22 protein-coding genes are annotated in these 26701 nt (G+C 73.5%); 9 read left to right on the forward strand and 13 right to left on the reverse strand.

The annotated features are described in order from the left end of the window. Nucleotides 1-4: 4 nt before the first annotated feature. From rhaI to OGL89_RS00770, 3 genes are all read right to left on the reverse strand, one after another. Nucleotides 5-1168, reverse strand: a complete 1164-nt coding sequence (rhaI, locus tag OGL89_RS00760) for an L-rhamnose isomerase (RefSeq protein ID WP_263117894.1) — start codon at nt 1166-1168, stop codon at nt 5-7. Nucleotides 1169-1202: 34 nt separating this feature from the next. Beyond that, nucleotides 1203-1544 (reverse strand): L-rhamnose mutarotase, encoded by a 342-nt coding sequence (locus tag OGL89_RS00765; RefSeq protein ID WP_263117896.1) that lies wholly within the window; start codon nt 1542-1544, stop codon nt 1203-1205. 71 nt (nt 1545-1615) lie between these two features. After that, the gene (locus tag OGL89_RS00770) at nt 1616-2983 is read right to left on the reverse strand and encodes an MFS transporter (protein ID WP_263117897.1); all 1368 of its coding nucleotides are present in this window, start codon (nt 2981-2983) and stop codon (nt 1616-1618) included. 215 nt (nt 2984-3198) lie between these two features. Between OGL89_RS00770 and fucO the strand changes: the two genes are divergently transcribed. Beyond that, on the forward strand, nt 3199-4353 hold the full coding sequence (fucO, locus tag OGL89_RS00775; protein WP_263117898.1) for a lactaldehyde reductase: 1155 nt from the start codon (nt 3199-3201) through the stop codon (nt 4351-4353). A 149-nt stretch (nt 4354-4502) separates the two neighbouring features. Here fucO and OGL89_RS00780 read toward each other — a convergent pair whose 3' ends face one another. The 3 genes from OGL89_RS00780 to OGL89_RS00790 are packed head-to-tail and all read right to left on the reverse strand — an operon-like array spanning nt 4503 to nt 9292. Further along, complete coding sequence (locus tag OGL89_RS00780) at nt 4503-5525, reverse strand: LacI family DNA-binding transcriptional regulator (RefSeq protein ID WP_263117899.1); 1023 nt, start codon at nt 5523-5525, stop codon at nt 4503-4505. Between the two features lie 40 nt (nt 5526-5565). Next, entirely contained in the window at nt 5566-8295 is a 2730-nt protein-coding gene (topA, locus tag OGL89_RS00785) for a type I DNA topoisomerase (protein WP_263117901.1), read from the reverse strand. Between the two features lie 40 nt (nt 8296-8335). Further along, nucleotides 8336-9292: a phosphatase PAP2 family protein gene (locus OGL89_RS00790; RefSeq protein WP_263117902.1), complete on the reverse strand. Its 957-nt coding sequence runs from the start codon at nt 9290-9292 to the stop codon at nt 8336-8338. A gap of 159 nt (nt 9293-9451) precedes the next feature. Between OGL89_RS00790 and OGL89_RS00795 the strand changes: the two genes are divergently transcribed. The 3 genes from OGL89_RS00795 to OGL89_RS00805 all read left to right on the forward strand — a co-directional run bounded on the left by OGL89_RS00795 (nt 9452) and on the right by OGL89_RS00805 (nt 12164). Next, a complete protein-coding gene (locus OGL89_RS00795; RefSeq protein ID WP_263117903.1) occupies nt 9452-9832 on the forward strand; it encodes a VOC family protein in 381 nt (126 codons plus the stop codon). Nucleotides 9833-9897: 65 nt separating this feature from the next. After that, nucleotides 9898-10632, forward strand: coding sequence for a response regulator transcription factor (locus OGL89_RS00800; protein WP_276581769.1), 735 nt, complete (start codon nt 9898-9900; stop codon nt 10630-10632). Then, nucleotides 10629-12164, forward strand: coding sequence for a HAMP domain-containing sensor histidine kinase (locus OGL89_RS00805; protein ID WP_263117904.1), 1536 nt, complete (start codon nt 10629-10631; stop codon nt 12162-12164). Before OGL89_RS00800 ends, OGL89_RS00805 begins: the two co-directional genes overlap by 4 nt. A 76-nt stretch (nt 12165-12240) precedes the next feature. Here the strand turns inward: OGL89_RS00805 and OGL89_RS00810 are convergent, their stop codons facing one another. Continuing rightward, the gene (locus OGL89_RS00810; RefSeq protein WP_263117905.1) at nt 12241-13173 is read right to left on the reverse strand and encodes an aldo/keto reductase; all 933 of its coding nucleotides are present in this window, start codon (nt 13171-13173) and stop codon (nt 12241-12243) included. 180 nt (nt 13174-13353) lie between these two features. On the opposite strand from OGL89_RS00810, the gene OGL89_RS00815 reads away from it, so the two are divergent. Then, nucleotides 13354-14679, forward strand: a complete 1326-nt coding sequence (locus OGL89_RS00815; RefSeq protein ID WP_263117906.1) for a bifunctional glycosyltransferase family 2/GtrA family protein — start codon at nt 13354-13356, stop codon at nt 14677-14679. Continuing rightward, nucleotides 14676-16841: a glycosyltransferase family 39 protein gene (locus OGL89_RS00820; protein ID WP_263117907.1), complete on the forward strand. Its 2166-nt coding sequence runs from the start codon at nt 14676-14678 to the stop codon at nt 16839-16841. Before OGL89_RS00815 ends, OGL89_RS00820 begins: the two co-directional genes overlap by 4 nt. Before the next feature lie 8 nt (nt 16842-16849). Here OGL89_RS00820 and OGL89_RS00825 read toward each other — a convergent pair whose 3' ends face one another. From OGL89_RS00825 to radA, 5 genes are all read right to left on the reverse strand, one after another. Continuing rightward, complete coding sequence (locus tag OGL89_RS00825; RefSeq protein ID WP_263117908.1) at nt 16850-18325, reverse strand: hypothetical protein; 1476 nt, start codon at nt 18323-18325, stop codon at nt 16850-16852. Between the two features lie 93 nt (nt 18326-18418). Further along, entirely contained in the window at nt 18419-20005 is a 1587-nt protein-coding gene (locus OGL89_RS00830; protein ID WP_263117909.1) for an anibiotic ABC transporter, read from the reverse strand. Then, entirely contained in the window at nt 20002-20907 is a 906-nt protein-coding gene (locus OGL89_RS00835; RefSeq protein ID WP_263117910.1) for an ABC transporter ATP-binding protein, read from the reverse strand. Before OGL89_RS00835 ends, OGL89_RS00830 begins: the two co-directional genes overlap by 4 nt. Further along, nucleotides 20904-21548 carry a TetR family transcriptional regulator gene (locus OGL89_RS00840; RefSeq protein ID WP_263117911.1) on the reverse strand — a complete coding sequence of 215 codons (645 nt, stop codon included), beginning with the start codon at nt 21546-21548 and terminating at the stop codon, nt 20904-20906. Before OGL89_RS00840 ends, OGL89_RS00835 begins: the two co-directional genes overlap by 4 nt. A gap of 26 nt (nt 21549-21574) precedes the next feature. Continuing rightward, nucleotides 21575-22981 (reverse strand): DNA repair protein RadA, encoded by a 1407-nt coding sequence (radA, locus tag OGL89_RS00845; protein WP_263117912.1) that lies wholly within the window; start codon nt 22979-22981, stop codon nt 21575-21577. Between the two features lie 79 nt (nt 22982-23060). On the opposite strand from radA, the gene disA reads away from it, so the two are divergent. Next, complete coding sequence (gene disA, locus OGL89_RS00850) at nt 23061-24134, forward strand: DNA integrity scanning diadenylate cyclase DisA (protein ID WP_263117913.1); 1074 nt, start codon at nt 23061-23063, stop codon at nt 24132-24134. A gap of 36 nt (nt 24135-24170) precedes the next feature. Next, nucleotides 24171-25094: an NADP-dependent oxidoreductase gene (locus OGL89_RS00855; RefSeq protein WP_263117914.1), complete on the forward strand. Its 924-nt coding sequence runs from the start codon at nt 24171-24173 to the stop codon at nt 25092-25094. On the opposite strand, the gene OGL89_RS00860 is transcribed toward OGL89_RS00855, so the two are convergent. Continuing rightward, nucleotides 25095-25679 (reverse strand): hypothetical protein, encoded by a 585-nt coding sequence (locus tag OGL89_RS00860; RefSeq protein ID WP_263117915.1) that lies wholly within the window; start codon nt 25677-25679, stop codon nt 25095-25097. It abuts the gene before it with no gap. A 147-nt stretch (nt 25680-25826) separates the two neighbouring features. Between OGL89_RS00860 and OGL89_RS00865 the strand changes: the two genes are divergently transcribed. Continuing rightward, entirely contained in the window at nt 25827-26699 is an 873-nt protein-coding gene (locus OGL89_RS00865) for an A/G-specific adenine glycosylase (protein ID WP_263117965.1), read from the forward strand. The last annotated feature ends 2 nt before the right edge of the window (nt 26700-26701 follow it).

A 26701-nucleotide genomic window follows, 5' to 3' on the forward strand; every position in this document is an offset into this window, starting at 1 on the left:
CGCCTCACGCGCCCCACCCGGACGGGGTGCCGCCGACCCGCTCGACGGCGATCCGGTCCCCGTAGCCGGAGGCGGTGTAGGCCGCCATCGGGTCCCGGGGCAGACCGCGTGACTCGCGCCAGTCGGCCAGTGCCGGTCGCACGTCGGTGTAGAAGGCGTCCATGTAGAGGCCGTTGGCGGCGAGCACGTCGCCGGAGTCCTGCGCCGCCCGCAGCGCCCCCTGGTCGATCAGCAGCGCCCGGGCGGTCATCTCCTGCACGTTCAGCACCGAACGGATCTGACCGGGGATCTTGTCCTCGATGTTGTGGCACTGGTCCAACATGAACGCGACCGGGCTGTCGGTGGCCAGACCGCCGCCGCGCACCACCTCGGCCAGGATGCGGAACAGCTGGAACGGGTCCGCCGCCCCGACGATCAGGTCGTCGTCGGCGTAGAACCGCGAGTTGAAGTCGAAGGAGCCGAGCCGCCCGAGCCGGAGCAGCTGGGCGACGATGAACTCGATGTTCGTGCTCGGCGCGTGGTGCCCGGTGTCCAGGCACACCATCGCCCGCTCGCCGAGTGCGGTCACGTGCGCGTAGGACGTGCCCCAGTCCGGCACGTCCATCGTGTAGAAGAACGGCTCGAAGATCTTGTACTCCAGGACCAGGCGCTGCTCCGGGCCCAGCCGGTCGTAGATCACCCGCAGCGAGTCGGCCAGCCGGTCCTGCCGACCGCGGATGTCGCCCTGCCCGGGATAGTTCGTGCCGTCCGGCAGCCAGATCTTCAGGTCCCGCGACCCGGTGGCGTCCATGACGTCGATGCAGGCCAGGTGGTGGTCGATCGCCTTGCGCCGGACGGTCGGGTCGACGTGGGTCAGGGAGCCGAACTTGTAGTCGTCGTCCTGGAAGGTGTTGGAGTTCACCGTGCCGAGCCGCACTCCCAGGTCCTCGGCATCGGCCGCCAGAGCGGCGAAGTCGTCCACCAGGTCCCACGGGATGTGCAGCGCGACGGTCGGGGCCAGCCCGGTCAGCCGGTGCACCTGAGCGGCGTCGGCCAGCTTCTCCCGGATCGTCCGCGGGGTGCCGGGGGTGCCGTAGACCTTGAAGCGGGTGCCGGCGTTGCCGAACGCCCAGGACGGGAGCTCGACCGCCTGCCGTGCCAGGGTGGTGAGCATCGCGTCGTCGAACATCGTGGTCTCCTTGGTGAATCGTTTCACTCGCACTCTAACGCACCTCGGCCGCGGCGAGCTGGTCCTCCAGGTGGAAGACCTCGGGCACGTAGGCGAAGCCCTCGTCCGGCGCACCCTCCGCGTCGAACAGCGCGGACATCTCGCACTGCCACCGGGCGTTGACCTCCGTGGCGGCGACCCTGGCCTGCGCCAGCTCCCGGTCGTCCGCCTCGAAGAAGCCGATCAGCAGACCGTCCTCGCGCAGGAACAGCGAGTAGTTCCGCCAGCCCGCGTCCCGGAGCGCGATCAGCAGCTCGGGCCACACCGCGGCGTGGCGCTCCCGGTAGCGGTCGAGGTGCCGCGGGTCGACCTGGGAGGTGAAGCAGTAGCGCGTCATCGGTTGAATCTCTTCATTCGGCGACCGCCACCCGGCGGCCGGGACCCCTGCCCCCGGCCGCCGGATGGCGATCAGACAGGGGCGGAGTCGCGCTGCTCCGCGGCGGCGACGGGGGCGGTGCCGTCCAGCTCGGACAGCGAGGTGCCCTTGGTCTCCCGGCTGAGCAGGGCGGCGCCGGCCGCGACCAGGCAGACCGCGAAGGTGATCGCACCGACCAGCAGCGGCACGTTGGTCGCTCCCGGCGGGGCCACCCCGGTGATGATCATCGGGAAGAACGACGCGAGGGCCAGACCGATGTTCTGCGAGACCGCGAAGCCGGTGACCCGGATCCGCATCGGGAACTGCTCCTGGAAGAACGTCGCGAAGGTGGCGTTCCACATCTGGAAGAACACGCTCTGCACGATCACGACCGTGACGAACACCAGCACCATGTGGTGCTGCTCGATGGTCCAGAGGTAGACACCCGCCAGGGCGCCGCCGCCCAGGCCGCCGACGACCATGAAGGTCCGACGGCCGATCCGGTCGGACAGCGCGCCGAACACCGGGATGGTGCCGATCGCGACCAGGTTCGCGGTCAGGGTCACCCAGAGGAACTCGCCGGTGGAGAAGCCGTTGCCGTAGCCCTCCTGCGTGGCGAAGGACGCGCCGAACACCAGGGTGGCGGTGCCGATCACATTGGTCAGCGTCATCAGGATGCAGCGGACCGTGAGCCACGGGTAGCGCGTGATCAGCTCGACGAACGGGAACCGGCGCTTGGCGGCGTCGTCCTGCGCCGCGAACGCCGGCGGCTCCTCGACCTTGCGCCGGATGATGTACCCGGCCAGGATCACGAACGCGCTGAGCAGGAACGGGACCCGCCAGCCCCAGCTGTGGAAGGCGTCGTCGTCCAGCAGGATCGACAGCGGCAGCATGATGCCGATGGCCAGGATCGAGCCGACCTGGGTGCCCTGCAGGCTGAACGAGGCGAAGAAGCCACGGCGCTCGTCGGGCGAGTGCTCCACGATCATCGCGCTCGCCCCGCCGAGCTCCCCCGCGACCGCGAAGCCCTGCACCACCCGGAGCAGGACCAGCAGGACCGGCGACAGCATGCCGACCTGGGCGTAGGTGGGCAGCAGGCCGATCGCGAAGGTCGAGATGCCCATCAGGATCATCGCGAACACCAGCACGTTCTTCCGGCCGCGCCGGTCGCCCCAGGCGCCGAGCACGACCGCACCCACCGGGCGCAGCACGTAGCCGATCGCGTACGTGGCCAGCGACAGCATGATGGCGATCGTGGCGTTCCCCGAGGGGAAGAAGATCGTCGGGAAGACCAGCGCCGCCGCCTGCGTGTACAGCGAGTAGTCGTAGTACTCCAGCGCGCTGCCGATCCAGCCGCTCATCGCGGCGCGCTTCGGGTCTCGCTTCCCGGTCAGCGCGTCCGCGGTCGTGGTGCTGCTCATGCTCATCTCTTTCGTCAACGGTGACGAGGTGCCGGCACTGGCCCCTCCGAAATGTGCTGCCGGGAGCACCGTATTGGAACGATTCATTTTGCGCCATAGGACCTTGGTCGTGGATCGCGATCCCCGCGACGAGGACCTTCGCCCCGGTCCGCACCACCCGTCGGCTGGTGGACTGGATCGAACGTTTCACAACCCCGACGACCCGGAGGATCCTCATGACCGTGCAGCGGATGATCTGGAACCAGACCGCCTACTTCGGCGCCGGAGCGGTGGAGGTGATCCCGGAGGAGCTCACCCGGCGCGGCTTCACCACGGCCTTCGTGGTGTCCGACGCCGTGCTGGTCGAGACCGGCGTCACCGGGCGGGTCACCGACCTGCTGGACGCCGCGGGCATCGCCTACCAGGTGTACAGCGACGTGCTCCCGAACCCCCCGATCGAGAACGTGCAGGCCGGGGTCGCGGCGTTCCGGGCCGCCGGTGCCGACGTGCTGATCGGGGTGGGCGGCGGCTCACCGCAGGACACCTGCAAGGCGATCGGCATCATCGTCGCCAACCCGGAGTTCGAGGACGTGCGCTCCCTGGAGGGCGTGGCCCCGACCACCCGGCCGAGCATCCCGATCATCGCGGTCCCCACCACCGCCGGGACCGCGTCGGAGACCACGATCAACTACGTCATCACCGACACCGAACGGCAGCGGAAGTTCGTCTGCGTCGACCCGCACGACATCCCGGTGCTCGCGGTGGTCGACCCGGAGATGATGGCGAGCGCGCCCCGATCGCTGAAGGTCGCCACCGGCCTGGACGCCCTCACGCACGCGATCGAGGGCTACACCACCGCCGGCGCGTGGGAGCTGTCCGACCTGTTCCACCTCAAGGCGATCCGGACCATCGCGACCTCACTGCGCCACGCCGCCGACGGCGACGCGGCGGCCATGGAGCGGATGGCGCTGGGCCAGTACGTCGCGGGGATGGGCTACTCCAACGTCGGCCTCGGCCTGGTGCACGCCATGGCGCACCCGCTCGGCGCGTTCTACTCCGCGCCGCACGGGGTGGCCAACGGCATCCTGCTCGCACCGGTGATGGCGTTCAACGCCGCGCACACCGGGGAGAAGCTCCGGGACGTGGCCGCCGCGTTCGGGGTCGAGGACGCCGCCACCCTGCCGCTGGACCGGGCCCGAGCCGCCGCCGTCGATGCGGTCGCCGCCCTGACCCGAGACCTGGGCAACCCGACCTCGATCACTGCCGTCGGGGCCACCGAGGCGGACGTCCCGGCGCTGGCCAAGGCCGCCTTCGACGACGTCTGCGCCGGCGGCAACCCCCGCCCCGCGACCGTCACCGACATCGAGGACCTGTTCCGCTCCCTGCTCTGACCCCCACCCGTCCGCGACCCCTGTGCCATCGGTGCGCCGCTGCCGTCGGTGAGCCGTACCCGCCGGCCAGCCACGCGCGCCGGTACGCCGCCGCCACCGGTGATCCGTGCCGAGGTCGGCGCCCCAGGTCACGGGGACGGGGGCGGACCTCAGGCCGGGACGCTGGTCGCCCGGACCACGAGCTCCGGCCGGAAGACCTCGCGCTCGCGCACCGGCTCCCCCGCCTCGGTCCGGCCCAGCAGGATGTCGGCGGCCCGGAACCCCAGCCGGTGCGCGGGCTGCCGCACCGACGTCAACGGGGTGGCCAGCTCGGCCGCGACCTCGATGTCGTCGTAGCCCACGATCGCGATGCTGCCGATCAGCTCCGGTCGGCGACGCCGGATCTCGCGCTGGACGCCGATCGCGACCAGGTCGTTGACGCAGAACACCGCTCGCGGTGTCCGGTCCGAGGCCAGCAGTGGCGCGATCGCGTCCGCCCCGCCGCCCGCGTCCAGGGTGTCGATCAGCACCTCCCGGATCACCGCGGCCGGGTCGAGTCCGCGCCGCTCGACCGCCCGCTGCAGACCGGTCAACCGGTCCCGGCACGGGCGGAGGGTGTGCGGCCCGTTGAGCATCACGATCTCCCGGTGGCCCAGCTCCAACAGGTGCTCGCCCGCCAGCCGGCCGCCCTCGACGTCATCCACCGCCACCGAGGACAGCGCCGACGTCGGCGAGGTCATGTCCAGCAGCACGGTGTTCATACCGCGCGACGCCAGGGTCAGCAGCGGGCCGAGGTCGTCGCCGGTGGGCACCACCAGCAGACCGGACACCCCGTGCTCGACGAACAGGCGCAGGTAGCGCGCCTCCCGCTCCGGGTCGTCGTCCGAGCTGGCCAGCATGAGCGTGTGGTCCGCCGCGCCCAGCCGGTCCTCGATCCCGCGGGCCACCTCGGTGAAGAACGGGTTGCGGATGTCCAGCACGATCGCGCCGACCGTGGTGATCGTGCCGGCCCGCAGCTGCCGCGCCGAGGCGTTCGGCACGAAGGACAGCTGCCGGATCGCCTCCTGCACCCGCTCCCGGGTCGCCGGGGCCACCCGCTCCGGCCGGTTCAGCACGTTCGACACGGTGCCGACCGAGACGCCCGCCAGACGCGCGACATCACCGATCGAGCTCCGGCGGGTGGCGGCTGACACGCGGGCCTCTGGTTCTGCGGTCGTGTGGTGCGGGACGGTGCTACTTCTTCGCGGCGGCCTTGCGGGTGGTGGTCTTGCGCGCGGCGGGCTTCTTCTTCGGCGCCTGGGCCCGCTTGTCCGCCAGCAGCTCGATCGCCTGCTCGCGGGTGATCGTCTCCGGGGTGACGTCCCGGGGCAGGGTGCGGTTGGTGGTGCCGTCGGTGACGTACGCGCCGAACCGCCCGTCCTTGACCACGATCGGCTTCTCCGAGGTCGGGTCGTCGCCGAGCTCACGCAGCGGCGGCGTGGCGGTGGCGCCCCGGCCGCGCTTGGGCTGGGCGTAGATCGCCAGCGCCTCCTCCAGCGTGGTGCTGAAGATGGCGTCCTCCGACGGCAGGGTGCGCGAGTCGGTGCCCTTCTTCAGGTACGGGCCGTAGCGGCCGTTCTGCGCGGTGATCTCGGTGCCGGTCTCCGGGTCGGCGCCGACCACGCGCGGCAGGCTGAGCAGCTTGAGCGCGTCGTCCAGGGTCACCGTGTTCAGGGACATCGACGAGAACAACGAGCCGGTGCGCGGCTTGGGCTGCGCGGCGAGCGCCTTCTTCCTGGCGGCCGCGGACAGCCCCGGGTCCAGCTCGGGCTCGGGCAGCAGCTCCGTGACGTACGGACCGAACCGGCCGTTCTTGGCGACGATGGTGGTGCCGGTCGACGGGTCGGTGCCGAGCACCAGGTCGCCCTCCGGCTCGGCCTCCAGCAGCTCCCGGGCCTTGGCGGCGGTGAGCTCGTCCGGGGCCATGTCGTCGGGGACCGAGGCGCGCTTGGGGTTCCCGTCCGGGCCGGGCTCGCCCTGGTTGTCCTCGATGTAGGGGCCGTAGCGACCGACCCGCAGGGTGAGGCCGTCGCCGAGGTCGATGGAGTTGACCTCGCGGGCGTCGATCTCGCCGAGGTTGGCGACCAGCTCGCGCAGGCCGTCACCGTCGACACCGTCCGCCGCGGCGTTCCCGAAGTAGAACCGGGTCAGCCAGTCCACCCGGTCCTCGGTCCCGGCGGCGATGGCGTCCAGGTCCTGCTCCATCCCGGCGGTGAAGTCGTAGTCCACCAGCCGGTCGAAGTTCTCCTCCAGCAGCCGGGTAACCGCGAACGCCAGCCAGGTCGGCACCAGCGCCTGACCACGGTTGGTCACGTAGCCCCGGTCCTGGATCACCGAGATGGTGGCGGCGTAGGTCGACGGACGGCCGATCCCGCGCTCCTCCAGCGCCTTGACCAGGCTGGCCTCGGTGAAGCGCGGCGGCGGGGAGGTGCGGTGGCCGTCCGCGGTCAGGTCCGAGGCGGCCAGCGGGTCGCCCTCGGACATCCGCGGCAGCCGGGTCTCCTCCTTGCCCGCGGCGTCCTTGCCCTCGTAGCGCTCGACGTCGCGACCCTCCTCGTAGGCGGCCAGGAAGCCGCGGAAGGTGATCACGGTGCCGGAGGCGGAGAACTGGGCCTCGGTGGCCGCGCCGGTCGACGGCGCGGGCACGGTGGCGCCCAGCCGGACGGTGGTGGTCTGCACCTTGGCGTCGGCCATCTGGGAGGCGACGGTGCGCTTCCAGATCAGCTCGTACAGCCGGAACTGGTCGCCGGACAGCTCGCGCGCGACCTGCGCCGGGGTGCGGAAGTTGTCACCGGCGGGCCGGATCGCCTCGTGCGCCTCCTGGGCGCCCTTGGACTTGGCCGCGTACATCCGCGGCTTGTCCGCGACGTGGTCCGCGCCGTACAGCTCCGCGGCCTGCCGACGGGCGGCGTCGATCGCCTGGGTGCTCAGCACCGGCGAGTCGGTCCGCATGTAGGTGATGTAGCCGTTCTCGTACAGGCTCTGCGCGGTGCGCATGGTCTGCCGGGACGCCATCCGCAGCTTGCGCGAGGCCTCCTGCTGCAGGGTCGAGGTGGTGAACGGCGCGGCCGGGCGACGAGTGCTGGGCTTGGACTCCAGCGAGCGCACCGCGAAGTCCGCACCGTCCAGCGCGGAGACCCACGCGGTCGCGGCGGCCTCGTCCAGGTGGATCGTCGAGCCGGTGCCCTTGAGCACGCCGTCGTCGCCGAAATCGCGGCCGGTGGCCACCCGCTGATCGCCGATCCGGGTCAGCCGGGCGTCGAAGGAAGGCTCGTCGGCGGACTCGACCGCGAAGGTGCCGGTGAGGTCCCAGTAGTCGGCGGCGACGAAGGCCATCCGCTCCCGCTCGCGCTCGACCACCAGCCGGGTCGCGACCGACTGCACGCGACCGGCGGAGAGTCCCTGGCGGACCTTGCGCCACAGCACCGGGCTGACCTCGTAGCCGTACAGCCGGTCCAGGATGCGCCGGGTCTCCTGGGCGTCGACCAGGCGCACGTCCAGCTCGCGGGTGTTCTCCAGCGCCCGGGTGATCGCCTCGCGGGTGATCTCGTGGAAGACCATCCGCTTGACCGGCACCTTGGGCTTGAGCTCCTGCAGCAGGTGCCAGGCGATGGCCTCGCCCTCGCGGTCCTCATCGGTGGCGAGGTAGAGCTCGTCGGAGTCCTTGAGCTTCCGCTTGAGCTCGGCGACCTTCTTCTTCTTGTCCGCGTCGACCACGTAGTACGGCTCGAACCCGTTGTCCACGTCGACGGCGAACTTGCCGAAGGGTCCCTTCTTCATCTCCGCGGGCAGCTCGGAGGGCTGCGGCAGGTCACGGATGTGCCCGACGCTGGCCTCGACGTCGTAGTCGTCGCCGAGGTACCCGGCGATCGTGCGCGCCTTGGCGGGCGACTCCACGATGACCAGCTTGCGACCTGCGGACATGAACTTCCTGCTTCCTCGGTGAGACGACAACGGGGGAACTCTACGACGGACCGTCCCGCAGCCCGGCGGCCACCGCGGATCGGCGCAGCGCGACCAGGACGGCGAACGACAGGGCGGCCACCGCCACGATGCCCAGTGCGCCACCACCGTAGGCGGTCAGCAGCGAAGCGCGGTCGGCGAGCGGGTCGGCGGCGTGCCAGGTGCTCACCAGACCGAGGGCGCCGGTGATGCCGGCCCCGAGCGAGATGAGCAGGAGCAGCACGATGGCCACCCGGTCGCCGGTGCGGCCCACGGGATGGCGGGACACGACCGGCACCGCGGCGGTCGGGGTCACCCGGTGCTCGCGGACGCCCACGGCGGGGACCAGGCAGGCCAGCGCACCCCAGACCAGCACCACCAGCAGCGCCGCCACGACGTCGGAGGGCCGGTGCCACTGGCCGACCAGGGTGGAGATCCCGGTCGCCCCGGCATAGCCCGCGCCGAGCACGGCCACCCAGGGCCGGGCCCGCGGCGGGACCACCAGCAGCACCGCCACCGCCACGGACGCCGCCGCGGTGGTGTGCCCGCTGGGCAGCGTGTTGAAGTCCGGGCCGTGTCCCCAGTCCGGGCGGTCCCAGACCAGCTTCTTGAGCACCTGGGTGCTGATGTTCGCGCCGCCCAGCACCACGGTGGCCGCGATGGCCAGCGACCACCGCCGCCGGATCAGCGCGATCGTCCCGCAGGCCAGCACGGCCGCCACGATGAAACCGACCGACACCACGTCCAGCACCGGCTCGGCGACCTGCCACAGCGTGGTCTGGCCGATGTGCGCACCCTCCAGGGCCGCCTGGTCGACCGACTGACCGTGCTCGGTCCCGACGAACAACCGCCAGCACCCGACCACACCCGACGCCGCGACCAGCACCACCAGCACGGTCCACGCCACCGCCGCACCGGAGCGCCGGGCACCGGGCACCCGCGCGGGAGCGGGCGGCAGCGGGGCGTGGACGGAGGTCATGGCGCTCACCGTAGGCGACGGCGGGGACGGCAGCCGATTCACCGGGGCCCCGCACACCGAACGTGCACGGAACCCCTGGGGTGCGCACAGGACCGCCGCGCGTCACTCTGAGAGCACACGGCCACATCGTGGTGGCCACCGTCCGGGGAGGTTCCGGCCATGGCCGATCTCGGCAACCCGTTCAGCGGGTACTCGGTGGACGACATCGACGCGGCACAGCGGTTCTACGGGCAGACGCTCGGTCTGGAGACGCGCCCGGTGAACGGGCTGCTCTGGCTCCGGCTCGGCACCGGCGCCGACGTGCTGCTCTATCCCAAGGGCGACGCCCATGTGCCGGCGTCCTTCACCGTGCTGAACTTCCGGGTGGCGGACGTCCCCGGCACGGTGGCGGAGCTGCGCGGGCGGGGCGTCGAGTTCGAGCGCTACGAGGGCACGCCGACCCAGACCGACGAGGACGGGGTGTTCCGCGGCGGCGGTCCGCTGATCGCCTGGTTCACCGACCCGGCCGGCAACGTGCTGTCGATCGTGGCCGACGACTGAGGACCCACAGGGTTCTCACAGGCTCACGTCAGGACCGGTTCAGCCAGCGGACGCACAGTGAACTCATGACCGCCTCCACACTCACCCGCGAAGCCCTGACCCGTCCGGACGGCCAGCCCGTCCGCGCCCTCGTCGTCGACGACGAGGCCACACTCGCCGAGCTGCTGTCCACCGCCCTGCGCTACGAGGGCTGGCAGGTGGAGCACGCGCTCACCGGCCAGACCGCGATCAAGCAGGCCAAGCACCTCGACCCCGACGTGATCCTGCTCGACGTCATGCTCCCCGACCTGTCCGGTCTGGAGGTGCTGCGCCGGATCCGCGCCACCCACCCGACGGTGCCGGTGCTGTTCCTCACCGCCAAGGACGCGGTCGAGGACCGGATCGCCGGGCTCACCGCCGGGGGCGACGACTACGTCACCAAGCCGTTCAGCCTGGAGGAGGTCGTGGCCCGGCTGCGTGCCCTGCTGCGCCGGACCGGCGCGGTCAACCAGCGCGAGGAGGCCGTCCTGACCGTCGGCGACCTGGTGATGGACGAGGACTCGCACGAGGTCACCCGTGGCGGCGAGGACATCCGGCTGACCGCCACCGAGTTCGAGCTGCTGCGCTACTTCATGCGCAACCCCAAGCGGGTGCTGTCCAAGGCGCAGATCCTGGACCGGGTCTGGCAGTACGACTTCGGCGGGCAGGCGAACATCGTCGAGCTGTACGTGTCCTACCTGCGTCGCAAGATCGACAAGGGCCGCGAGCCGATGCTGCACACCCTGCGCGGCGTGGGCTACGTGCTCAAGCCCGCCGCGTGAGCGTCGCCGCCGCCCGCCCGCGCACCCGCTGGACGCTGCGCCGCCGTCTGGTCGCCGTGGTGCTGGTGCTGCTGGCCTCGGTGGCGGCGGTCATGGGCGTGGTGTCCACCCTGGCACTGCGCAGCTCGCTGATCGGGCAGATCGACCAGCGGCTGGAGTCCGCCAGCCAGCGCGCGGAGCAGGCGCCGGAGCGGTTCCGGGACGGGATGCCCACGGACGCACCGACCGCCGGTGACTCGTCCGGGACCGAGCCCACCCCGCCGACCACCGGCACCGACGTGCCGCCCGCGCTCGGCCTGCCCGGCCAGGACGTCGGCACCGTGAACGTCTACCAGCTGAACGGCCAGACACTGTCCGGCTACCTCGACGACGACGGCGTGAGCCAGCAGCTCACCGACGAGCAGCTCGACGTGCTGCTCGGCCTGACCCCCAGCGGCGCGATGGTCACCGTGGAGCTGCCGGAGCTCGGCAGCTACCGCGTGGTGTCCACCACGAACGACGACGGTGATCTGTCGATCACCGCCCTGCCGCTGTCCGGTGCCACCTCGACGGTCGACAAGTTCCTGGCGGTGGAGATCGCGGTCGCGGCGATCGGCCTGCTGGTCGGCGCCTGGCTGGCCACCGTGCTGGTCCGGCGCGAGCTGCGCCCGTTGGACCGGGTGGCGGCCACCGCGACCCGGGTCGCCCAGATGCCCCTGGCCCGCGGCGAGGTGGAGATCGCCGAGCGGGTGCCGGAGCAGGACACCGACCCGGGCACCGAGGTGGGCCAGGTCGGCTCCGCCCTCAACCAGATGCTCGGGCACGTGGAGTCCGCTCTGACGGCCCGGCACGAGTCGGAGACCCAGGTCCGCCGGTTCGTCGCCGACGCCTCGCACGAGCTGCGCACTCCGCTCGCCTCGATCCGGGGCTACGCCGAGCTGGTGCAGCGCCTGCCCGAGGACCTGCCGGAGGACGCGCTGCGCGCCATGGGCCGGGTGGAGTCGGAGGCGCGGCGGATGACGACCCTGGTCGAGGACATGCTGCTGCTGGCCCGCCTGGACGCCGGCCGCGATCTGGACCTGCAGGAGGTCGACCTGGCCGGGCTCGCCGTGGACGCGGTCGCCGACGCGCACGTCGCCGGGCCGGACCACGACTGGCGGCTGGACCTGGGCGAGGAGGACGACGAGCCGCCCGCACCGGTGATCGGCGACGAGCACCGGCTGCGTCAGGTGCTGCTCAACCTGCTGTCCAACGCCCGGGTGCACACCCCCGCCGGCACCCGGGTGGTGGTGTCCGTGCGCGAGGAGGGCTCCGAGGTCGTGCTGCGGGTGCGCGACGACGGGCCGGGCATCCCCGAGCCGCTGCTGTCCCGCCTGTTCCTGCGCTTCGCCCGGGGCGACGAGTCCCGCAACCGCGCCGCCGGCTCGACCGGGCTGGGCCTGGCCATCGTGCGCGCGGTCGTCACGGCGCACGGCGGCACGATCGTCGCGGACGGCACCCCGGGTGCGACCACGTTCACGGTCCGGCTGCCGCGCGCGGACCCGGTGGCCTGAGACCGGGGCGACCGGAGGAGCGGTCGGGGTCCGGACGGGTCCCCCTGCCGTCCGGACCCCGACCCGACGGCTCCGCTCAGGCGGAGGCGTCCGTCAGCGCCTGGACCTGGGCGCCGCTGAGCTCCAGGGTCGCGGCCGCGATCAGGTCGGGCAGCTGCTCGGTCGTGCGCGCGCTGGCGATCGGGGCGGCGATCCCGGGCTGGGCCCGCAACCAGGCCAGCGCGACGGTGGTGACCGACGCACCGGTCTCGGCGGCGACCCGGTCCAGCGCGGACAGCACGTTCCGGCCCCGGTCGTCCAGGTACCGGCCCGCACCGCCCGCGCGCTGGGAGTCGACGGTGGCGCCGTCCCGGTACTTGCCGGTGAGGAACCCGCTGGCCAGCGACCAGTACGGCAGCACCGCCAGGTCCTCCGCGACCGCGAGGTCCTGCAGGGGGCCCTCGTACTCGTCCCGGTGCACCAGGTTGTAGTGCGGCTGGAGCGCCACGAACCGGGCCACCCCGAGCTCGTCCGCGATCGCCAGGGCCTTGGCCAGCCGGTCGGCGGTGAAGTTCGACGCGGCGACGTAGCGGGCCTTGCCCTGGGCGACGACCTCGCCGAGCGCGGCGACCGTCTCCTCCAGCGGGGTGTCCTGGTCGTCGATGTGCGCGTAGTACAGGTCGACGTGGTCGGTGCCGAGCCGGCGCAGCGAGCCGTCGATCGCGGCCTGCACCGCGGCACGGGAGGTCCCCGGCTGCGCGGCGGCCTGGCCGACCTTGGTCGCGATCACGACGTCGTCGCGGTTGCCGCGTGCGGCGACCCACTCGCCGATGATCGTCTCCGACTCACCGCCGGAGTTGCCCTCCACCCACTGCGAGTAGACGTCGGCGGTGTCGATGAAGCTGCCGCCCGCCGCCGCGAACGCGTCCAGCACGGCGAACGACTGGTCCCGGTCCGCGGTCCAGCCGAAGACGTTGCCGCCCAGGTTGAGCGGCAGGACGTCCAGGTCGGTGGTGCCGATGCGGGTCATGATCCTCCTCGACGCCGGGCCCCGTGGGTCGGCGTCCCTCGATCGTCGGGTCGTCTGGTGCCCGGTCGGTGCGATCGGGTCACTCCGGCACAACCCGTCGGTCCGCGCTCCTCTTCCCTCACAGGCGGTGCCCAGTCCCTGCTCACGTCGGTCGGAGATCACCGGCCGACGCTCGATCGCATGGACACCTCACCCGTCACACCCCCGGTGCTGGACCTGGTGATCCCGGTCTACAACGAGGCGCGGGGGCTGGAGCACGCGGTCCGGACCGTGCGCGCCTTCCTCGATTCCCGGTTCCCCTACCCCGCGCGGCTCACGGTCGCCGACAACGCGTCCACCGACGGCACCCTCGCCGTGGCACGGCGCCTCGCGGCCGAGCTGCCCGGGGTCCGGGTGCTCCATCTCGACGCGAAAGGCCGAGGGCGCGCGCTGCACACCGCCTGGCTCGGGTCGGATGCGCAGGTGCTCGCCTACATGGACGTCGACCTGTCCACCGACCTGGCCGCTCTCCTCCCGTTGGTCGCCCCGCTGATCTCCGGGCACTCCCACCTGGCGATCGGCACCCGGCTGGCCCGGGGCTCCCGCGTGGTACGAGGTCCCAAGCGGGAGGTGATCTCCCGCGGGTACAACCTGATGCTGCGCGGCGCCCTGGCCGCACGGTTCTCCGACGCCCAGTGCGGGTTCAAGGCGATCCGCTCCGACGCCGCGCACGAGCTGCTGCCCCTGGTCGCCGACACCGGCTGGTTCTTCGACACCGAGCTGCTGGTGCTGGCCGAGAAGGCCGGGCTCCGGATCCACGAGGTGCCGGTGGACTGGGTGGACGACCCGGACTCCCGGGTCGACATCGTGGCCACCGCCCTGGCCGACCTGCGCGGCACGATCCGGATCGGCCGCGATCTGCTCGCCGGACGGCTGCCCCTGGCCGAGGTCGCGGAGCATCTGCCCCGGCCCTCGCGGAGCTCCGCACCACCGGGACGTCCGTTGCTGCACCAGCTGCTCCGGTTCGCGCTGATCGGCGTGGCGAGCACGCTCGCCTACGTGCTGCTGTACCTGGTGCTCGCGGGCCCGTTCGGCGCTCAGCTGGCCAACGTCACCGCCCTGCTGGTCACCGCGGTGGCCAACACCGCGGCGAACCGGCGGCTCACCTTCGGCCTGCGCGGTCCGGACCGGCTCGCCCGGCAGCACGGCCAGGGGCTGCTGGTCTTCGGCGTCGCCTGGTCGCTCACCGCGGGCTCGTTGGCGGTGCTGCACCAGACCGCGCCGGGCGCCTCCCGCGCGGTCGAGCTGTCCGTCCTGGTCGCGGCCAATCTGGGTGCCACCGTGCTGCGCTTCCTGCTGCTGCGCGCCTGGGTGTTCCGCGGGAGCTCGTCCCGCGCGACCGCGACCCCCACCACGCCCACCGTCCCCGCCGCGTCGCGACCGGATCGACCGGGACGGCCGCCCGCCCCGTACCGCGCCGACGCCGCCCGGACCACCACGACCTCCGTCCCCGGGGAGCACCGATGAGCATCACCCACCGTCCGACCACCGGACCGGACCCGGTCCCGACGATCAGCGACCCGGCGCCCGCCGCGGCGCGCGTGCCGCACGCCGCGCGCACCGGCCACCTCTCCCCGCGCTGGCGACAGCGGCCCGGGTGGGAGAAGGGCGCCGTCGTCGCCCTCCTGGCGGTCACCGCGGGTCTGTACCTGTGGGACCTGTCGTCCTCCGGCTGGGCGAACTCCTTCTACTCGGCGGCCGTCCAGGCGGGGTCCACCTCGTGGCGCGCCTTCCTGTACGGCGCGTCGGACGCCGCCGCCTCGATCACGGTGGACAAGCCGCCCGCGTCGCTGTGGGTGATGGCGCTGTCGGTCCGGATCTTCGGGCTGTCGTCCTGGTCGATCCTGGTCCCGCAGGCGCTGATGGGCGTGGCGACGGTCGGCGTGCTCTACAGCTCGGTCCGCCGCCGGTTCTCCGCGGGGGCCGCCCTGATCGCCGGGACGGTGCTCGCCCTGACCCCGGTCGCGGCGCTGATGTTCCGGTTCAACAACCCGGACGCCCTGCTCGTGCTGCTGCTCACCCTGTCGGTGGCCGCCGCGCTGCGGGCGATCGAGGGCCCACGCACCACCCGGTGGATGGTGCTGGCCGGAGCGCTGGTCGGACTGGCGTTCCTGACCAAGCAGTTGCAGGCGTTCCTGGTCCTGCCCGGCATCGCCCTCGCGTTCCTGTGGGCTGCGCCGGTCACGATCGGCCGCCGGATCCGCGACGGCCTGCTCGCCGTGCTGGCGATGGTGATCGCGGGCGGATGGTGGGTCGCCCTGGTCGAGCTGGTGCCCGAGTCCTGGCGGCCGTACATCGGCGGGTCCCAGGACAATTCCTTCCTGGAGCTGACCTTCGGCTACAACGGCCTGGGCCGGATCACCGGCGATGAGACCGGTTCGGTCGGCGGCGGCGGAGGCGGGTGGGGCTCCACCGGCCTCGGCCGGTTGTTCGGCGGGGAGGTCGGCGGGCAGATCGCCTGGTTGCTGCCCGCTGCCCTGGTGGTCGCGGTCGCCGTGCTGTGGCTGCTCCGCCGTCTGCCCCGGACCGACAGCGGCCGGGCGATGGTCGTCATCTGGCTCGGCTGGCTGGTGGTCACCGCGGTGACCTTCTCCTTCATGGCCGGGATCTTCCACGCCTACTACACGGTGGCTCTCGCTCCCGCCGTGGCGGCGCTGGTCGGCATCGGCGCGGCCGAGCTCTGGCGGCATCGGCGGTTGAGCTGGGCGGTTCCGCTGGTGGCAGCGGTGACCGTCGGCACCGGCGGATGGGCGTGGGTGCTGCTGGGCCGCAGCGCCGACTGGTTCGGCTGGCTGCGCTGGGTGGTGCTGGTGACGAGCGTGCTCGCCGCGGGTGCCCTGCTCGCCGGCCGTCTCCTCCGTCCGGCGCACCGGGGCCGCCTCCTGCTGCGCACCGGGGCCGGTCTGGCCCTGCTGGCCGGGCTCGCGGGCCCGACCGCCTACACGCTGCAGACCGTCTCCACCGGCCACACCGGCTCGATCGTCACCGCGGGGCCGAGCGTCAGCACCGGGTCGGGCGGCCCGGGCGGCGCTCCCGGCGGCACCGGCGGCGGCCCGGGCGGGAACGGCGGCGGCGCTCCGGGTGCCGGGTCACCGGGCGGGACCGGCGCCCAGAACGGCGGCGGTCAGAACGGCGGCGGCACCGGCGGACCGGGCGGCTCCACCTCCTCGAACGGAACGACCGGCGGCAACGGCACCGGAATGCCGTCGGTGCCGGGTGGTGCCACCGGTGGTTCGACCGGCGGACAGGGCGGCACGGGCGGCATGGGCGGGCTGCTCGGCGGGACCGAGGTCAGCGACGAGGTCGCCGAGCTGCTGCTCACCGACGCGGACGAGTACACCTGGGCCGCCGCCACCGTCGGGTCCCAGAATGCCGCGTCGTACCAGCTCGCGATCGAGGAGTCGGTGATGCCGATCGGTGGCTTCAACGGCTCGGACCCCTCGCCCACGCTGGCGGAGTTCCAGGCGCTGGTCGCCGACGGCCGGATCCACTACTTCATCGCGGGCGACTCGATCGGCCAGTCGTCGAGCGGTTCCGACGCCGCCGGGGAGATCACGTCCTGGGTGGAGGAGAACTACACCGCCCAGGACGTCGACGGGACGACCGTGTACGACCTCAGCGGCGACTGAGCCCGCGATCAGACCGGGTAGGCGGCGAAAGCGTTGCTCACGTCGGCGACCGGGGCGGTCAGCACGAACACCGCGGTGCCGTTGTTCCACACCGCGGTGCCGGTGCCGTCGCCCCGGTCGACGACCGTCACGACGCCGGTGTCCGTCCCGGCCACCGTGACCGGTCCGGTGCTCAGCACCTCACCGGTCACGGCGGTCGCGAGCGCGGCCTGCTGCGCGGTGGCCTCCTCGGCGGTCGCCCACTGGCCGGAGTGCACCGTCAGCTGGTCACCGGCCTCGTCGGCGTAGGTGTCGAGGTACGACTCCAGCGCCCCGGCACCGGTCCACTCCGCGTCGTCCGCCGTGGCGGTCAGGGCGTACTGCAGCACGGTGGCGGGCAGGTCCGCGGCGAAGGCGGTGGTGGCGGTCCGGTCGATCGCCGTCAGCGCACTGGTCGGCGACGGCGCCTGGACCACCTGCTGCTCGGCGGCCGGCTGATCCCGGTTCATCAGGTACCAGGCGGCCGCACCGGCACCTCCCAGCACCAGGACACCGACGACGATCAGGGTGATCCACAGGCCGCGACGGCTGCGACGGGTGTCGGACACGGGTTCCTCCGAGTGGTCGACTGCCCCGGACGCGGGCGGTTCGGGAGCCGAGGCGTGCCCGGTCGGCACGAGCTGCGGCCGGGTGGGATCGGGCTGCCCGGCCGGCGTCGACGGCGTCGCGATCGCGCGCGGTGCGGCGGCCGGCACCACCGGCTGGGCACCGGTGACCGGCTTCCAGGGCGCGTCCGCGGCCGCGACGACCTGCGTCGCACCGGTGATCGGGTGCCAGGCGGGCTGCGGGGTCGGCGTGGGCGGTGCCGGGACGGCCGACGAGGGGTCCGGCCCGGCGACGGTCTGATCGAAGCTGACGGCGGGCGGCACGGCGGAGGACCCGGTGGCGACCGGAGCGGCATCGACGGAGGAGCCGGTGGCCGCCGGAGCGGCATCGGCGACGGTGGCACGGCTTCCGGCCGTGCGACGCGGCAGGACGGAGCCGGAGAGCCGGGTCGCGGGCGCGGCTGCGGTCGGAGCATCGGATGCGGTCGGAGCTACGGCTGCGGTCGGAGCGTCGGCGCCGACGGCGGACGGGGCGGGCGCGTTCGAGGGTGCCACTGGTCGGGTCGTGGGGGTCGGCGGCGCGGCCGGTGTCGACGCCGGCGCACCGGCGACGGGCTTCGGCACCACCGGGATCGCCGCCGTGCTCACCGGCGGCTTGCCGCGCAGCGAGCGCCGACTCGGCACCACGGGCAGCGGATGCGTGCCGGTCACCGGCGCGGGTTCGGCCGGGGCGGAGGCGTCCGACATCGTGGTGGACGTACCGGGCTGCCATCCCGCCGGCGCACTGCCGAAGGCGGACGGCACCGCGGGCGGCGGGGTCGCGGCCGGAGTCGCGGGGTCGGCGGACCGCTGCCCGTCGGTGTCGACGGTCTGGTCCGACCGGGTGTCGCGCTCAGTCATTGGTGTCTCCCCGCATGATCCCGGGCAGCCTAGTCGTCGCGCCTTCACCCTTCCGGGTTATCGGGGCGTCGTCGTGTCGTCCGGGTGCCCTGCTCAGGCCACCAGATCGCGCCGCCGCAGACCCCACACCCCACCGCCGACCAGCGCCACCGCGGCCGCTCCGCACACCAGGACCGGGGTCCAGGCCATCGGGTCACCGGGCAACGAGGGCATCAGGCGCAGCACGGACAGCGCGTCCGCGCCGTCGGGCAGCAGGCCGGCCAGCAGACCGGTGAGCGCCACGTATCCGAGGTAGGCCCACCCGACGGCGAGCCACCGGGGTGCCGCGCCCACGAGCAGAGCGGTCAGACCGGTGAGCAACCACACCACCGGCAGGTTCACCAGCGCCGCCGCGGTCAGGTGCGGGATCTGGCCGGGGTCGTCGAGGGTGCCCGCGGCGGCCAGCCCCATCGAGAGCCCGCCGGTGACGAGCACCAGCGCGGAGCCGAGCACGGGCACCGCGAGCTGAGGCAGCAGCCACCGCACCCGGGCCACCGGTCCGGCGAGGACGTGTCCGGCCCGGCCGATCAGCTCCTCGCCGTGCAACGCCGCGGTGCCCGAGACCCCGGCCGCGGCCGCCAGGCAGGTGGCCAGCACGAGGTACCGGGCGAAGACCGGGTCGGTCGCCGGACCGCTGCCGCCGGCGGACAGGATCCGCGCCAGGTCCGGCTGCTCGGCCACGAAGTCGAGCACCTGCCGGGCGAGCACCCCGACCAGCGCACACAGGGCGGCCGCGCCGAGCGTCCAGGCCAGCACCGACCCGCCCTGTCGACGCACCGTCACGGCGAACAGCCCGCGCAGCCGGGGTGAGGCGGTGGAGCGCCCGGGTCGATCCGGCACCAGGGCGGACCCGAGGTCACGCCGGGCGGCGACCCGGCCGGCGATCCCGGCGCAGCACAGCGCGGCCGCCGGGAGCAGCAGCAGCGGCCACCACCGTTCGCCGACCCAGGCCCGCGCGGCCTGCGCCCACCCGAACGGGCTGAGCCAGCTGAGCACGCTGCCGGACTCCGGGGCGCGCACGTCGCCGACTGCGCGGAGCAGGTAGCCGACGCCGACCAGCGCCGCGGCCGACGCGGAGGCGGTCCTGGCCCGGGCGGTGAGCTGTGCGGCGCCCGCCCCCAGCGCGCCGAACACCAGTCCGACCCCGGCCGCTCCGGCGCCGAAGGCCAGTGCACCGGGCAGCGGCAAGCCCCCGGCGATCAGCACCACCACCAGCCCTGCGCCGATCACCACGTCCGCGATCAGCACCACGGTCAGCGCCGCGGGCACCGGTGCGGCGCGTCCGACCGGGGCGGCCCGGACCAACTCCATCGATCCGGACTCCTCGGCCCCGCGCAACTGCCGCACGGCCAGGAACGCGGACATCAGGGCGACCGGCAGTGCCACCCAGCCGAGCAGCTCATTGGCCACCATCGCGCCGAGGGTATAGTCGTCCAGGCCGTAGCCCGGTCCGGCCAGGGCGGTGGCAGCGGGCGACCGGATCAGCTCGGCCCGGGCGGCCCGGGCCGCAGCGGTCCCGAAGACCTGCGACTCCGAACTCACCGAACCGGCCGTGATCAGCCAGACCGCGAGCGCCCAGACCGCGAGGCGCACCCGCTCGGCCCGCAGCCCGGCCCGCGCCAGCTGCCAGGCGCCGGTCATCGCACGCCGCCGTACTCGCGCAGGAACAGGTCCTCCAGCGTCGGCGGGTGGGCGGTCAGCGCGTGGACCCGGTGCCGGCCGAGCGACTCCAGCAGGTCGGGCAGCCGGTCGCCGTCGACCTGGAACCGGACCCGGGCGCCGTCCCGGTCGACGTCGTGCACCCCGTCGGTCGCGTCGAGCTCGCCGACCAGGGCGGTCGCCGCGTCGTCGTCCGCCACCTGCAGGCGGACGGAGGTGCGGGTGCGGCCCCGGAGCTCGTCCAGGGTGCCGGAGCGGACCTGCCGACCGCCGCGGACGATCGTCACCCGGTCACAGAGCGCCTCCACCTCGGCCAGGATGTGACTGGACAGCAGCACGGTCCGGCCCTGCGCGGCGACCTGACGGATGCACTCGGTGAACACGGCCTCCATCAGCGGGTCGAGGCCGCTGGTCGGCTCGTCGAGCAGCAGCAGCTCGGTGTCGGCGGCCAGGGCGGCGACCAGGGCGACCTTCTGCCGGTTGCCCTTGGAGTAGGCGCGCATCCGCACGGTCGGGTCCAGCTCGAAGAGTTCGGTCAGCTCCCGTCGCCGGACGGGGTCGACCCCGCCGCGCAGTCGTCCGAGCAGGTCGATCGCCTCGCCGCCGGTCAGGCTGGGCCACAACGCGACCTCGCCCGGCACGTAGGCCAGTCGCCGGTGCAGCGCGACCGCGTCCCGCCACGGATCGCCGCCCAGCAGCTCGGTCCGTCCGGCGTCCGCACGGATCTGTCCGAGCAGCACCCGGATGCTGGTCGACTTCCCCGCACCGTTCGGTCCGAGGAACCCGTGCACCTCCCCGGTCGCGACCTCCAGGTCGAGGCCGTCCAGCGCGGTGCGCCGTCCGAACCGCTTGACCACGCCGGACATCACGATGCTGCTGGTCATCGGTCCTCCTGCTGGGCGAGGTAGGCGTCGAGCATCCCGGTGTCGGTGAGCATCGCCTCGGTGTAGAGCTCCAGGGCGGGCAGCACGGCCCACCGGGCCAGCTCCGCGAAGGCCGCGACCGGCTCCAGCGTCGGCGAGGGCGCACGTCCCGCCTCGGCCTCGATCAGGGTCAGCTGCAGCAGACCGACACTCTGGGCGACCGCGTACCGGGCACGCAGCTCGGGGTCGCGGGACGGACGCACGGTGCCGGCCCGTTCGCCGGCGGCCAGGTACTCCCGGGTGGCCTCGACCATGTGGTCGACGAACCGGCCGGCCAGGGCGCCCCCGACCGCCAGGCTGCGCACCACGTAGCCGAAGACCGGGCCGTACCGGGTGAGGTCACCGAGCTCGGCCATCACCTCGCTCGGGGTGTCGACGGTCAGCGACTGCTCCTTGCGGTGCCGGATCCGGGCCAGCGCCTCGTCGTCGCAGGCCGCCCGCAGCCCGTCCTTGGAGCCGAAGTGGTGGATCACCAGCGCCGGGCTGACCCCCGCGTCCTCGGCGATCGCCCGTACGCCGACGCCGAACCCGTCCCGGGCGAAGCACAGCATTGCGGCGTCCCGGATCCGGGCCCGGGCGGTGAGGTCGTCTGCTGAACGCATGTACAGCAGACTAAACAGTTGTTCAGTCAGCCACCAGTGCGGGTCGCCCGGACGGCCTCCATCAGGTCCGCCGCCTGCGCCACCGTCATGCCGGCGGGCGCCTGACCCGGCTCGATCGATCCCGCCGGGACCACCGCGTGGGTGAAGCCCAGCCGGGCCGCCTCGGACAGCCGGCGCACCGTCCCGGTCACCGGCCGGATCTCCCCCGCCAGCCCGACCTCGCCGATCGCGACCAGCCGCGGCGGCAGCGGCACGTTCTCCCGGGAGCTCACCGTCGCCAGCGCCAGCGCGAGGTCCGCGGCGGGCTCGACCACCCGCGCACCGCCGACGCTGGACACGTACACGTCCTGGTCGGCGACCTTGAGCCCGGCCCGCCGCTGCAGCACGGCCAGCACCATCGCCAGTCGCGACCCGTCGACGCCGCTGGTGGTCCGTCGCGGGTTGGACAGCATGCTCGGGGCCACCAGCGACTGGACCTCGGTGGCCAGCGGCCGCCGCCCCTCGAGCGTGACCGTGACGCAGGTGCCCGGCACGTGATGGCGCTCGTTGGACACGAACAGCCCGGAGGGGTCCGCCAGCCCGACGATCCCGCTCTCGTTCAGGTCGAAGCAGCCGACCTCGTCCGTCGGGCCGAACCGGTTCTTGGTCGCCCGCAGCAGGCGGAGCCGGGAGTGCCGGTCACCCTCGAACTGGCAGACCACGTCCACCAGGTGCTCCAGGGTGCGCGGGCCCGCCACCGAGCCGTCCTTGGTCACGTGGCCGACCAGCACCACCGACAGGTTGCGCTGCTTGGCGGCGGCGATCAGCGACCCCGCGACCTCCCGGACCTGGGCCACCCCGCCCGGCGACCCCTCGACCTCCGCGGAGGCGACGGTCTGCACCGAGTCGAGGACCAGCAGGTCCGGCCCGGACTGCTCGATGTGCCCCAGGATGGTGGACAGGTCGGTCTCCGCGGTCAGCAGCAGCCGATCGGCCAGCGCACCGATCCGCTCCGCCCGCAGCCGGACCTGACCGGCCGACTCCTCGCCGGTCACGTAGAGCACGGTGCGCCCCTCGGACTCCGCGACCCGGCTGGCCACGTCGAGCAGCAGGGTCGACTTGCCCACCCCGGGCTCCCCCGCGAGCAGCACCACCGCGCCGGGCACCAGGCCACCGCCGAGCACGCGGTCCAGCTCGTCCACCCCGGTCGGGCGCGAACGGCTGGTCTCGACGTCGATCTGCGCGATCGGCCGGGCGGCACCCCGTGGCGGAGTGCTCGCCACGGTCCGCGGCGCGGCACCCCCCGCACCGCCGTCCTCGGTCACGCTGCCCCAGGTCTGGCACTCGCCGCACCGGCCCACCCACTTGCTGGTGGTCCAGCCGCACTCCGAGCAGCGGTAACCGGCCCGGGGCGTCCGGGCCGCGCGGGAGGAACGAGAGGTGCTGGTGCTCACGCGGCCACGCTAACCGCGACCGCCCACACGCCGGGCGGCTCACCCACCGCGGAACCGGCCCGACCCGTAGGATCGCGGCGTGCCCACCTTCCCGGCGGACGATCTGCTCCGCTCCACCCTGGCCGCCGTCGCCCCCGGCACCGAACTGCGCGACGGCCTGGAGCGCATCCTGCGCGGCCGCACCGGCGCGCTGATCGTCCTCGGCCACGACGCCACCGTGGAGAGCATCTGTTCCGGCGGGTTCGAGCTGGACGTCGAGTTCTCCGCCACCCGGCTGCGCGAGCTGGCCAAGATGGACGGCGCGATCGTGATGGACCCCGACCGGGGCCGGATCCTGCGCGCGGCCGTGCAGCTGCTGCCGGACGCCTCGATCAGCACCTCCGAGTCCGGGACCCGGCACCGCACCGCGGAGCGGGTCGCCAAGCAGACCGGCCTGCCGGTGATCTCGGTGTCCGCGTCGATGCGGATCATCGCGCTCTACGTCGAGGGCCAGCGGCACGTGCTGGAGGACGCCGACGCCATCCTGGCCCGCGCCAACCAGGCGCTGGCCACCCTGGAGCGCTACAAGTCCCGCCTGGACGAGGTCGCCGGCACCCTGTCCGCACTGGAGATCGAGGACCTGGTCACCGTGCGCGACGTCTGCGTCGTGGTGCAGCGGCTGGAGATGGTCCGCCGGATCTCGGAGGAGATCGCGGGCTACGTGGTCGAGCTCGGCACCGACGGCCGGCTGCTGTCCCTCCAGCTGGACGAGCTCACCGGCGGGGTCGGGTCGGACGCCGACCTGGTGGTCCGCGACTACGTCGACACCGCGCGCCGGACCCAGGAGCAGGTGCAGACCGCGCTCGCCGCCCTGGACTCGACCGAGCTGCTCGACCTCTCCGCGATGGCCCGGGTGCTCGGCCTCCCCAGCGCGGTCGAGGTGCTGGACTCCGCGGTCGCCCCGCGCGGCTACCGTCTGCTGTCCAAGGTGCCCCGGCTGCCCGCCGCGATCGTGGACCGCCTGGTCGGCCACTTCAACGGCCTGCAGAAGCTGCTCGCGGCGAGCATCGACGATCTGATGGCGGTGGACGGCGTCGGCGAACAGCGGGCCCGCGCCGTGCGCGAGGGGCTGTCCCGGCTGGCCGAGTCCAGCATCCTGGAGCGCTACGTCTGACGGAATGCCCGCGCGCCGCCCCTGGTTGCGCGAAGCATGAAGGCAGTCAGCTACGACCGCTTCGGCGGCGCCGAGGTCATGCAGGTCACCGAACAGCCCGAGCCGCACGTCGGCCCGGACTCCGTGCTGGTGAAGGTGGTGGCCGCCGGGATCAACCCGGTCGACTACAAGGTCCGTGAGGGGTACCTCCAGGGGATCATCGACACCCGCTTCCCGGCGATCCCGGCCTGGGACGTCGCCGGCGTGGTGGTGAAGGCCGGACTGGACACGCCGGAGTTCGCCGAGGGCGACGAGATCCTGGCCTACGCCCGCAAGGACACCGTCCAGGACGGCACCCTGGCCGAGTACGTGCAGGTCCCGGTGCGCACCGCCGCCCGCAAGCCCGCCGGACTCGACTTCGACCGGGCCGCCGCGCTGCCGCTCGCCGGTCTGACGGCGCTGCAGAGCCTGCGCCGCTCCGGCGTGACCAGCGGCGACACCGTCCTGGTGCACGCCGCGGCCGGTGGCGTCGGGTCGATCGCCGTCCAGCTGGCCGTGCGGGCCGGCGCTCACGTGATCGGCACCGCCTCCGAGCGCAACCACGACTACCTGCGGGCACTGGGGGCCGAGCCGGTGAACTACGGCGACGGGCTGGTCGCCGCGGTCCGTGCCCTGGCGCCCGAGGGCGTGGACGTGATCCTGGACTACGTCGGCGGACCGGCGATGGACGCCACCGATCAGCTGCGCCGCCCGGGCGGGGCCGTCGTGTCGATCGCCGACCCGCGCGCCCGCACCGAGTTCGGCGGTGACTACGTGTGGGTCCGCCCCGACTCCGACGACCTGGCCGAGCTCGCGCAGCTCGCGGCCGACGGCGACCTGCGGATCGAGTTGTCCGCGAGCTACCCGCTGGAGCGCGCCGCGGAGGCCTACGACGAGCTCGCCGGGGGCCACACCCGCGGCAAGATCGTGGTCACGCCCTGATCAGCCGAGCGTGAAGACCACCGGGTCGGTGCTCACGCCGTCCAGGGTGAGCACCGCCTGGTAGGTCCCGGCGCCCGGCGCGGGCAGCCCGGTGGAGCAGGCCTCGTCCGATCGGGTACGGTCCCACTGCGTCTGTCGCTGGTCGGCCTGCCCCGCACCGAGCAGCAGCTGCAGCGCCTCACCCCCGCCGCAGTCGGTGCTGGCCCAGATCCGGTCGGTGCCGGAGGTGACCACGATCTGCCGCTGCGCGTCCCCGGCGTCCAGCAGGCACGGGGTGGTCCCGGAGTTGGTCATGGTCGCGGTGAACAGCGGCGCCGCGCCCTCCGGATAGGTCGTCGCGTCCGCGCTGAGCTGGATGGTCAGGTTCGCCGGGTCGCAGGCGACCGCCCCCGCGTCCGGTTCCTCGGTCTGCGTGCTCTCGCTCGGTGCCGGGTCCGCGGCGGGCTCGGCGGGACCACCGCCGGTGAGGGCCCGCACGATCACGACCACCAGGACGACGACCACGACCAGTGCGAGCAGCACCACCGCTCGCCGTCGCCAGTAGACAGCCGCCGGTTCCGGCCCGGTCGGGCGCAGCACGCTCATGGTCGACTCCTCCCCGTCCGCCTGCCGAACACCGTAGCCAGCACGCCGGGCCGCGCCGGGTGCGGCACGCCGGATGTGAGGATGTCCCCCGTGCCTGCCGCCGCCAGCCCCGACCTCGAGCCGGTCCCCGCCGAGGAGATCGCGGAGATCCGCGATCTCACCGTCGACTGGTTCGTCGGCCACGCCCGCGACCTGCCCTGGCGAGCGGAGGACCGCACCCCCTACGGCGTCCTGGTCAGCGAGGTCATGCTGCAGCAGACCCCGGTGGTCCGGGTGGAACCGGCCTGGCGCGCCTGGATGACCCGCTGGCCCACCCCCGCCGACCTGGCGGCGGCCGCCCCCGCGGACGTGCTGCGCGCCTGGGACCGGCTCGGCTACCCCCGCCGGGCGCTGCGCCTGCGCGACTGCGCCCGGGCCGTCGTCGAGCGGCACGGCGGCGAGCTGCCCACCGACGACACCGAGCTGCGCGCCCTGCCCGGGATCGGCGAGTACACCGCCGCCGCGGTCCGGGCCTTCGCCCACGGACTGCGTTCCACCGTGCTCGACACCAACGTCCGCCGGGTGCTGGCCCGGGTCGCCGAGGGGATCGCCTTGCCTGCGCCCGCCCTGACCGCCGCCGAGCGCCGCCTGGCCGGGGCCTTCGTGCCCGGCGACGACGCGGCGGCCGCACGCTGGGCGGCGGCCTCGATGGAGCTGGGCGCACTGGTGTGCACCGCCCGGTCACCGCGCTGTGAGGCCTGCCCGGTCCGCGGCCTGTGCGCCTGGCGTGCCGCCGGGTTCCCGGCCGACGCGCACGCCGGCCGCCGCCGGACCCAGGCCTGGGCGGGAACCGACCGTCAGGTGCGCGGCCGGATCATGGCGCTGCTCCGCGAGGCCCTGGAACCCGCACCGGCCTTCGCGATCGCGGCCGTGTGGTCGGACGACGTGCAGCGTGAGCGGTGCCTCGCGTCACTGCTCGCGGACGGCCTGGTGGAACAGGTGGGGTCGGACGAGGAGCCGGCGTACCGGTTGCCGAGCTGACA

Source organism: Cellulomonas sp. RIT-PI-Y (assembly GCF_025642745.1).
Taxonomy (GTDB): Bacteria; Actinomycetota; Actinomycetes; order Actinomycetales; family Cellulomonadaceae; genus Cellulomonas.

Coding starts and splice junctions, on each gene's coding strand:
- OGL89_RS00810 (WP_263117905.1), bottom strand. CDS start 13,173: ATGACCCGCATCGGCACCACCGACCTGGACGTCCTGCCGCTCAACCTG.
- OGL89_RS00765 (WP_263117896.1), bottom strand. CDS start 1,544: ATGACGCGCTACTGCTTCACCTCCCAGGTCGACCCGCGGCACCTCGAC.
- OGL89_RS00830 (WP_263117909.1), bottom strand. CDS start 20,005: ATGACCGGCGCCTGGCAGCTGGCGCGGGCCGGGCTGCGGGCCGAGCGG.
- OGL89_RS00790 (WP_263117902.1), bottom strand. CDS start 9,292: ATGACCTCCGTCCACGCCCCGCTGCCGCCCGCTCCCGCGCGGGTGCCC.
- OGL89_RS00815 (WP_263117906.1), top strand. CDS start 13,354: ATGGACACCTCACCCGTCACACCCCCGGTGCTGGACCTGGTGATCCCG.
- OGL89_RS00795 (WP_263117903.1), top strand. CDS start 9,452: ATGGCCGATCTCGGCAACCCGTTCAGCGGGTACTCGGTGGACGACATC.
- OGL89_RS00835 (WP_263117910.1), bottom strand. CDS start 20,907: ATGACCAGCAGCATCGTGATGTCCGGCGTGGTCAAGCGGTTCGGACGG.
- OGL89_RS00825 (WP_263117908.1), bottom strand. CDS start 18,325: ATGACTGAGCGCGACACCCGGTCGGACCAGACCGTCGACACCGACGGG.
- OGL89_RS00800 (WP_276581769.1), top strand. CDS start 9,898: ATGACCGCCTCCACACTCACCCGCGAAGCCCTGACCCGTCCGGACGGC.
- OGL89_RS00820 (WP_263117907.1), top strand. CDS start 14,676: ATGAGCATCACCCACCGTCCGACCACCGGACCGGACCCGGTCCCGACG.
- topA (WP_263117901.1), bottom strand. CDS start 8,295: ATGTCCGCAGGTCGCAAGCTGGTCATCGTGGAGTCGCCCGCCAAGGCG.
- OGL89_RS00860 (WP_263117915.1), bottom strand. CDS start 25,679: ATGAGCGTGCTGCGCCCGACCGGGCCGGAACCGGCGGCTGTCTACTGG.
- fucO (WP_263117898.1), top strand. CDS start 3,199: ATGACCGTGCAGCGGATGATCTGGAACCAGACCGCCTACTTCGGCGCC.
- rhaI (WP_263117894.1), bottom strand. CDS start 1,168: ATGTTCGACGACGCGATGCTCACCACCCTGGCACGGCAGGCGGTCGAG.
- OGL89_RS00840 (WP_263117911.1), bottom strand. CDS start 21,548: ATGCGTTCAGCAGACGACCTCACCGCCCGGGCCCGGATCCGGGACGCC.
- OGL89_RS00855 (WP_263117914.1), top strand. CDS start 24,171: ATGAAGGCAGTCAGCTACGACCGCTTCGGCGGCGCCGAGGTCATGCAG.
- OGL89_RS00770 (WP_263117897.1), bottom strand. CDS start 2,983: ATGAGCAGCACCACGACCGCGGACGCGCTGACCGGGAAGCGAGACCCG.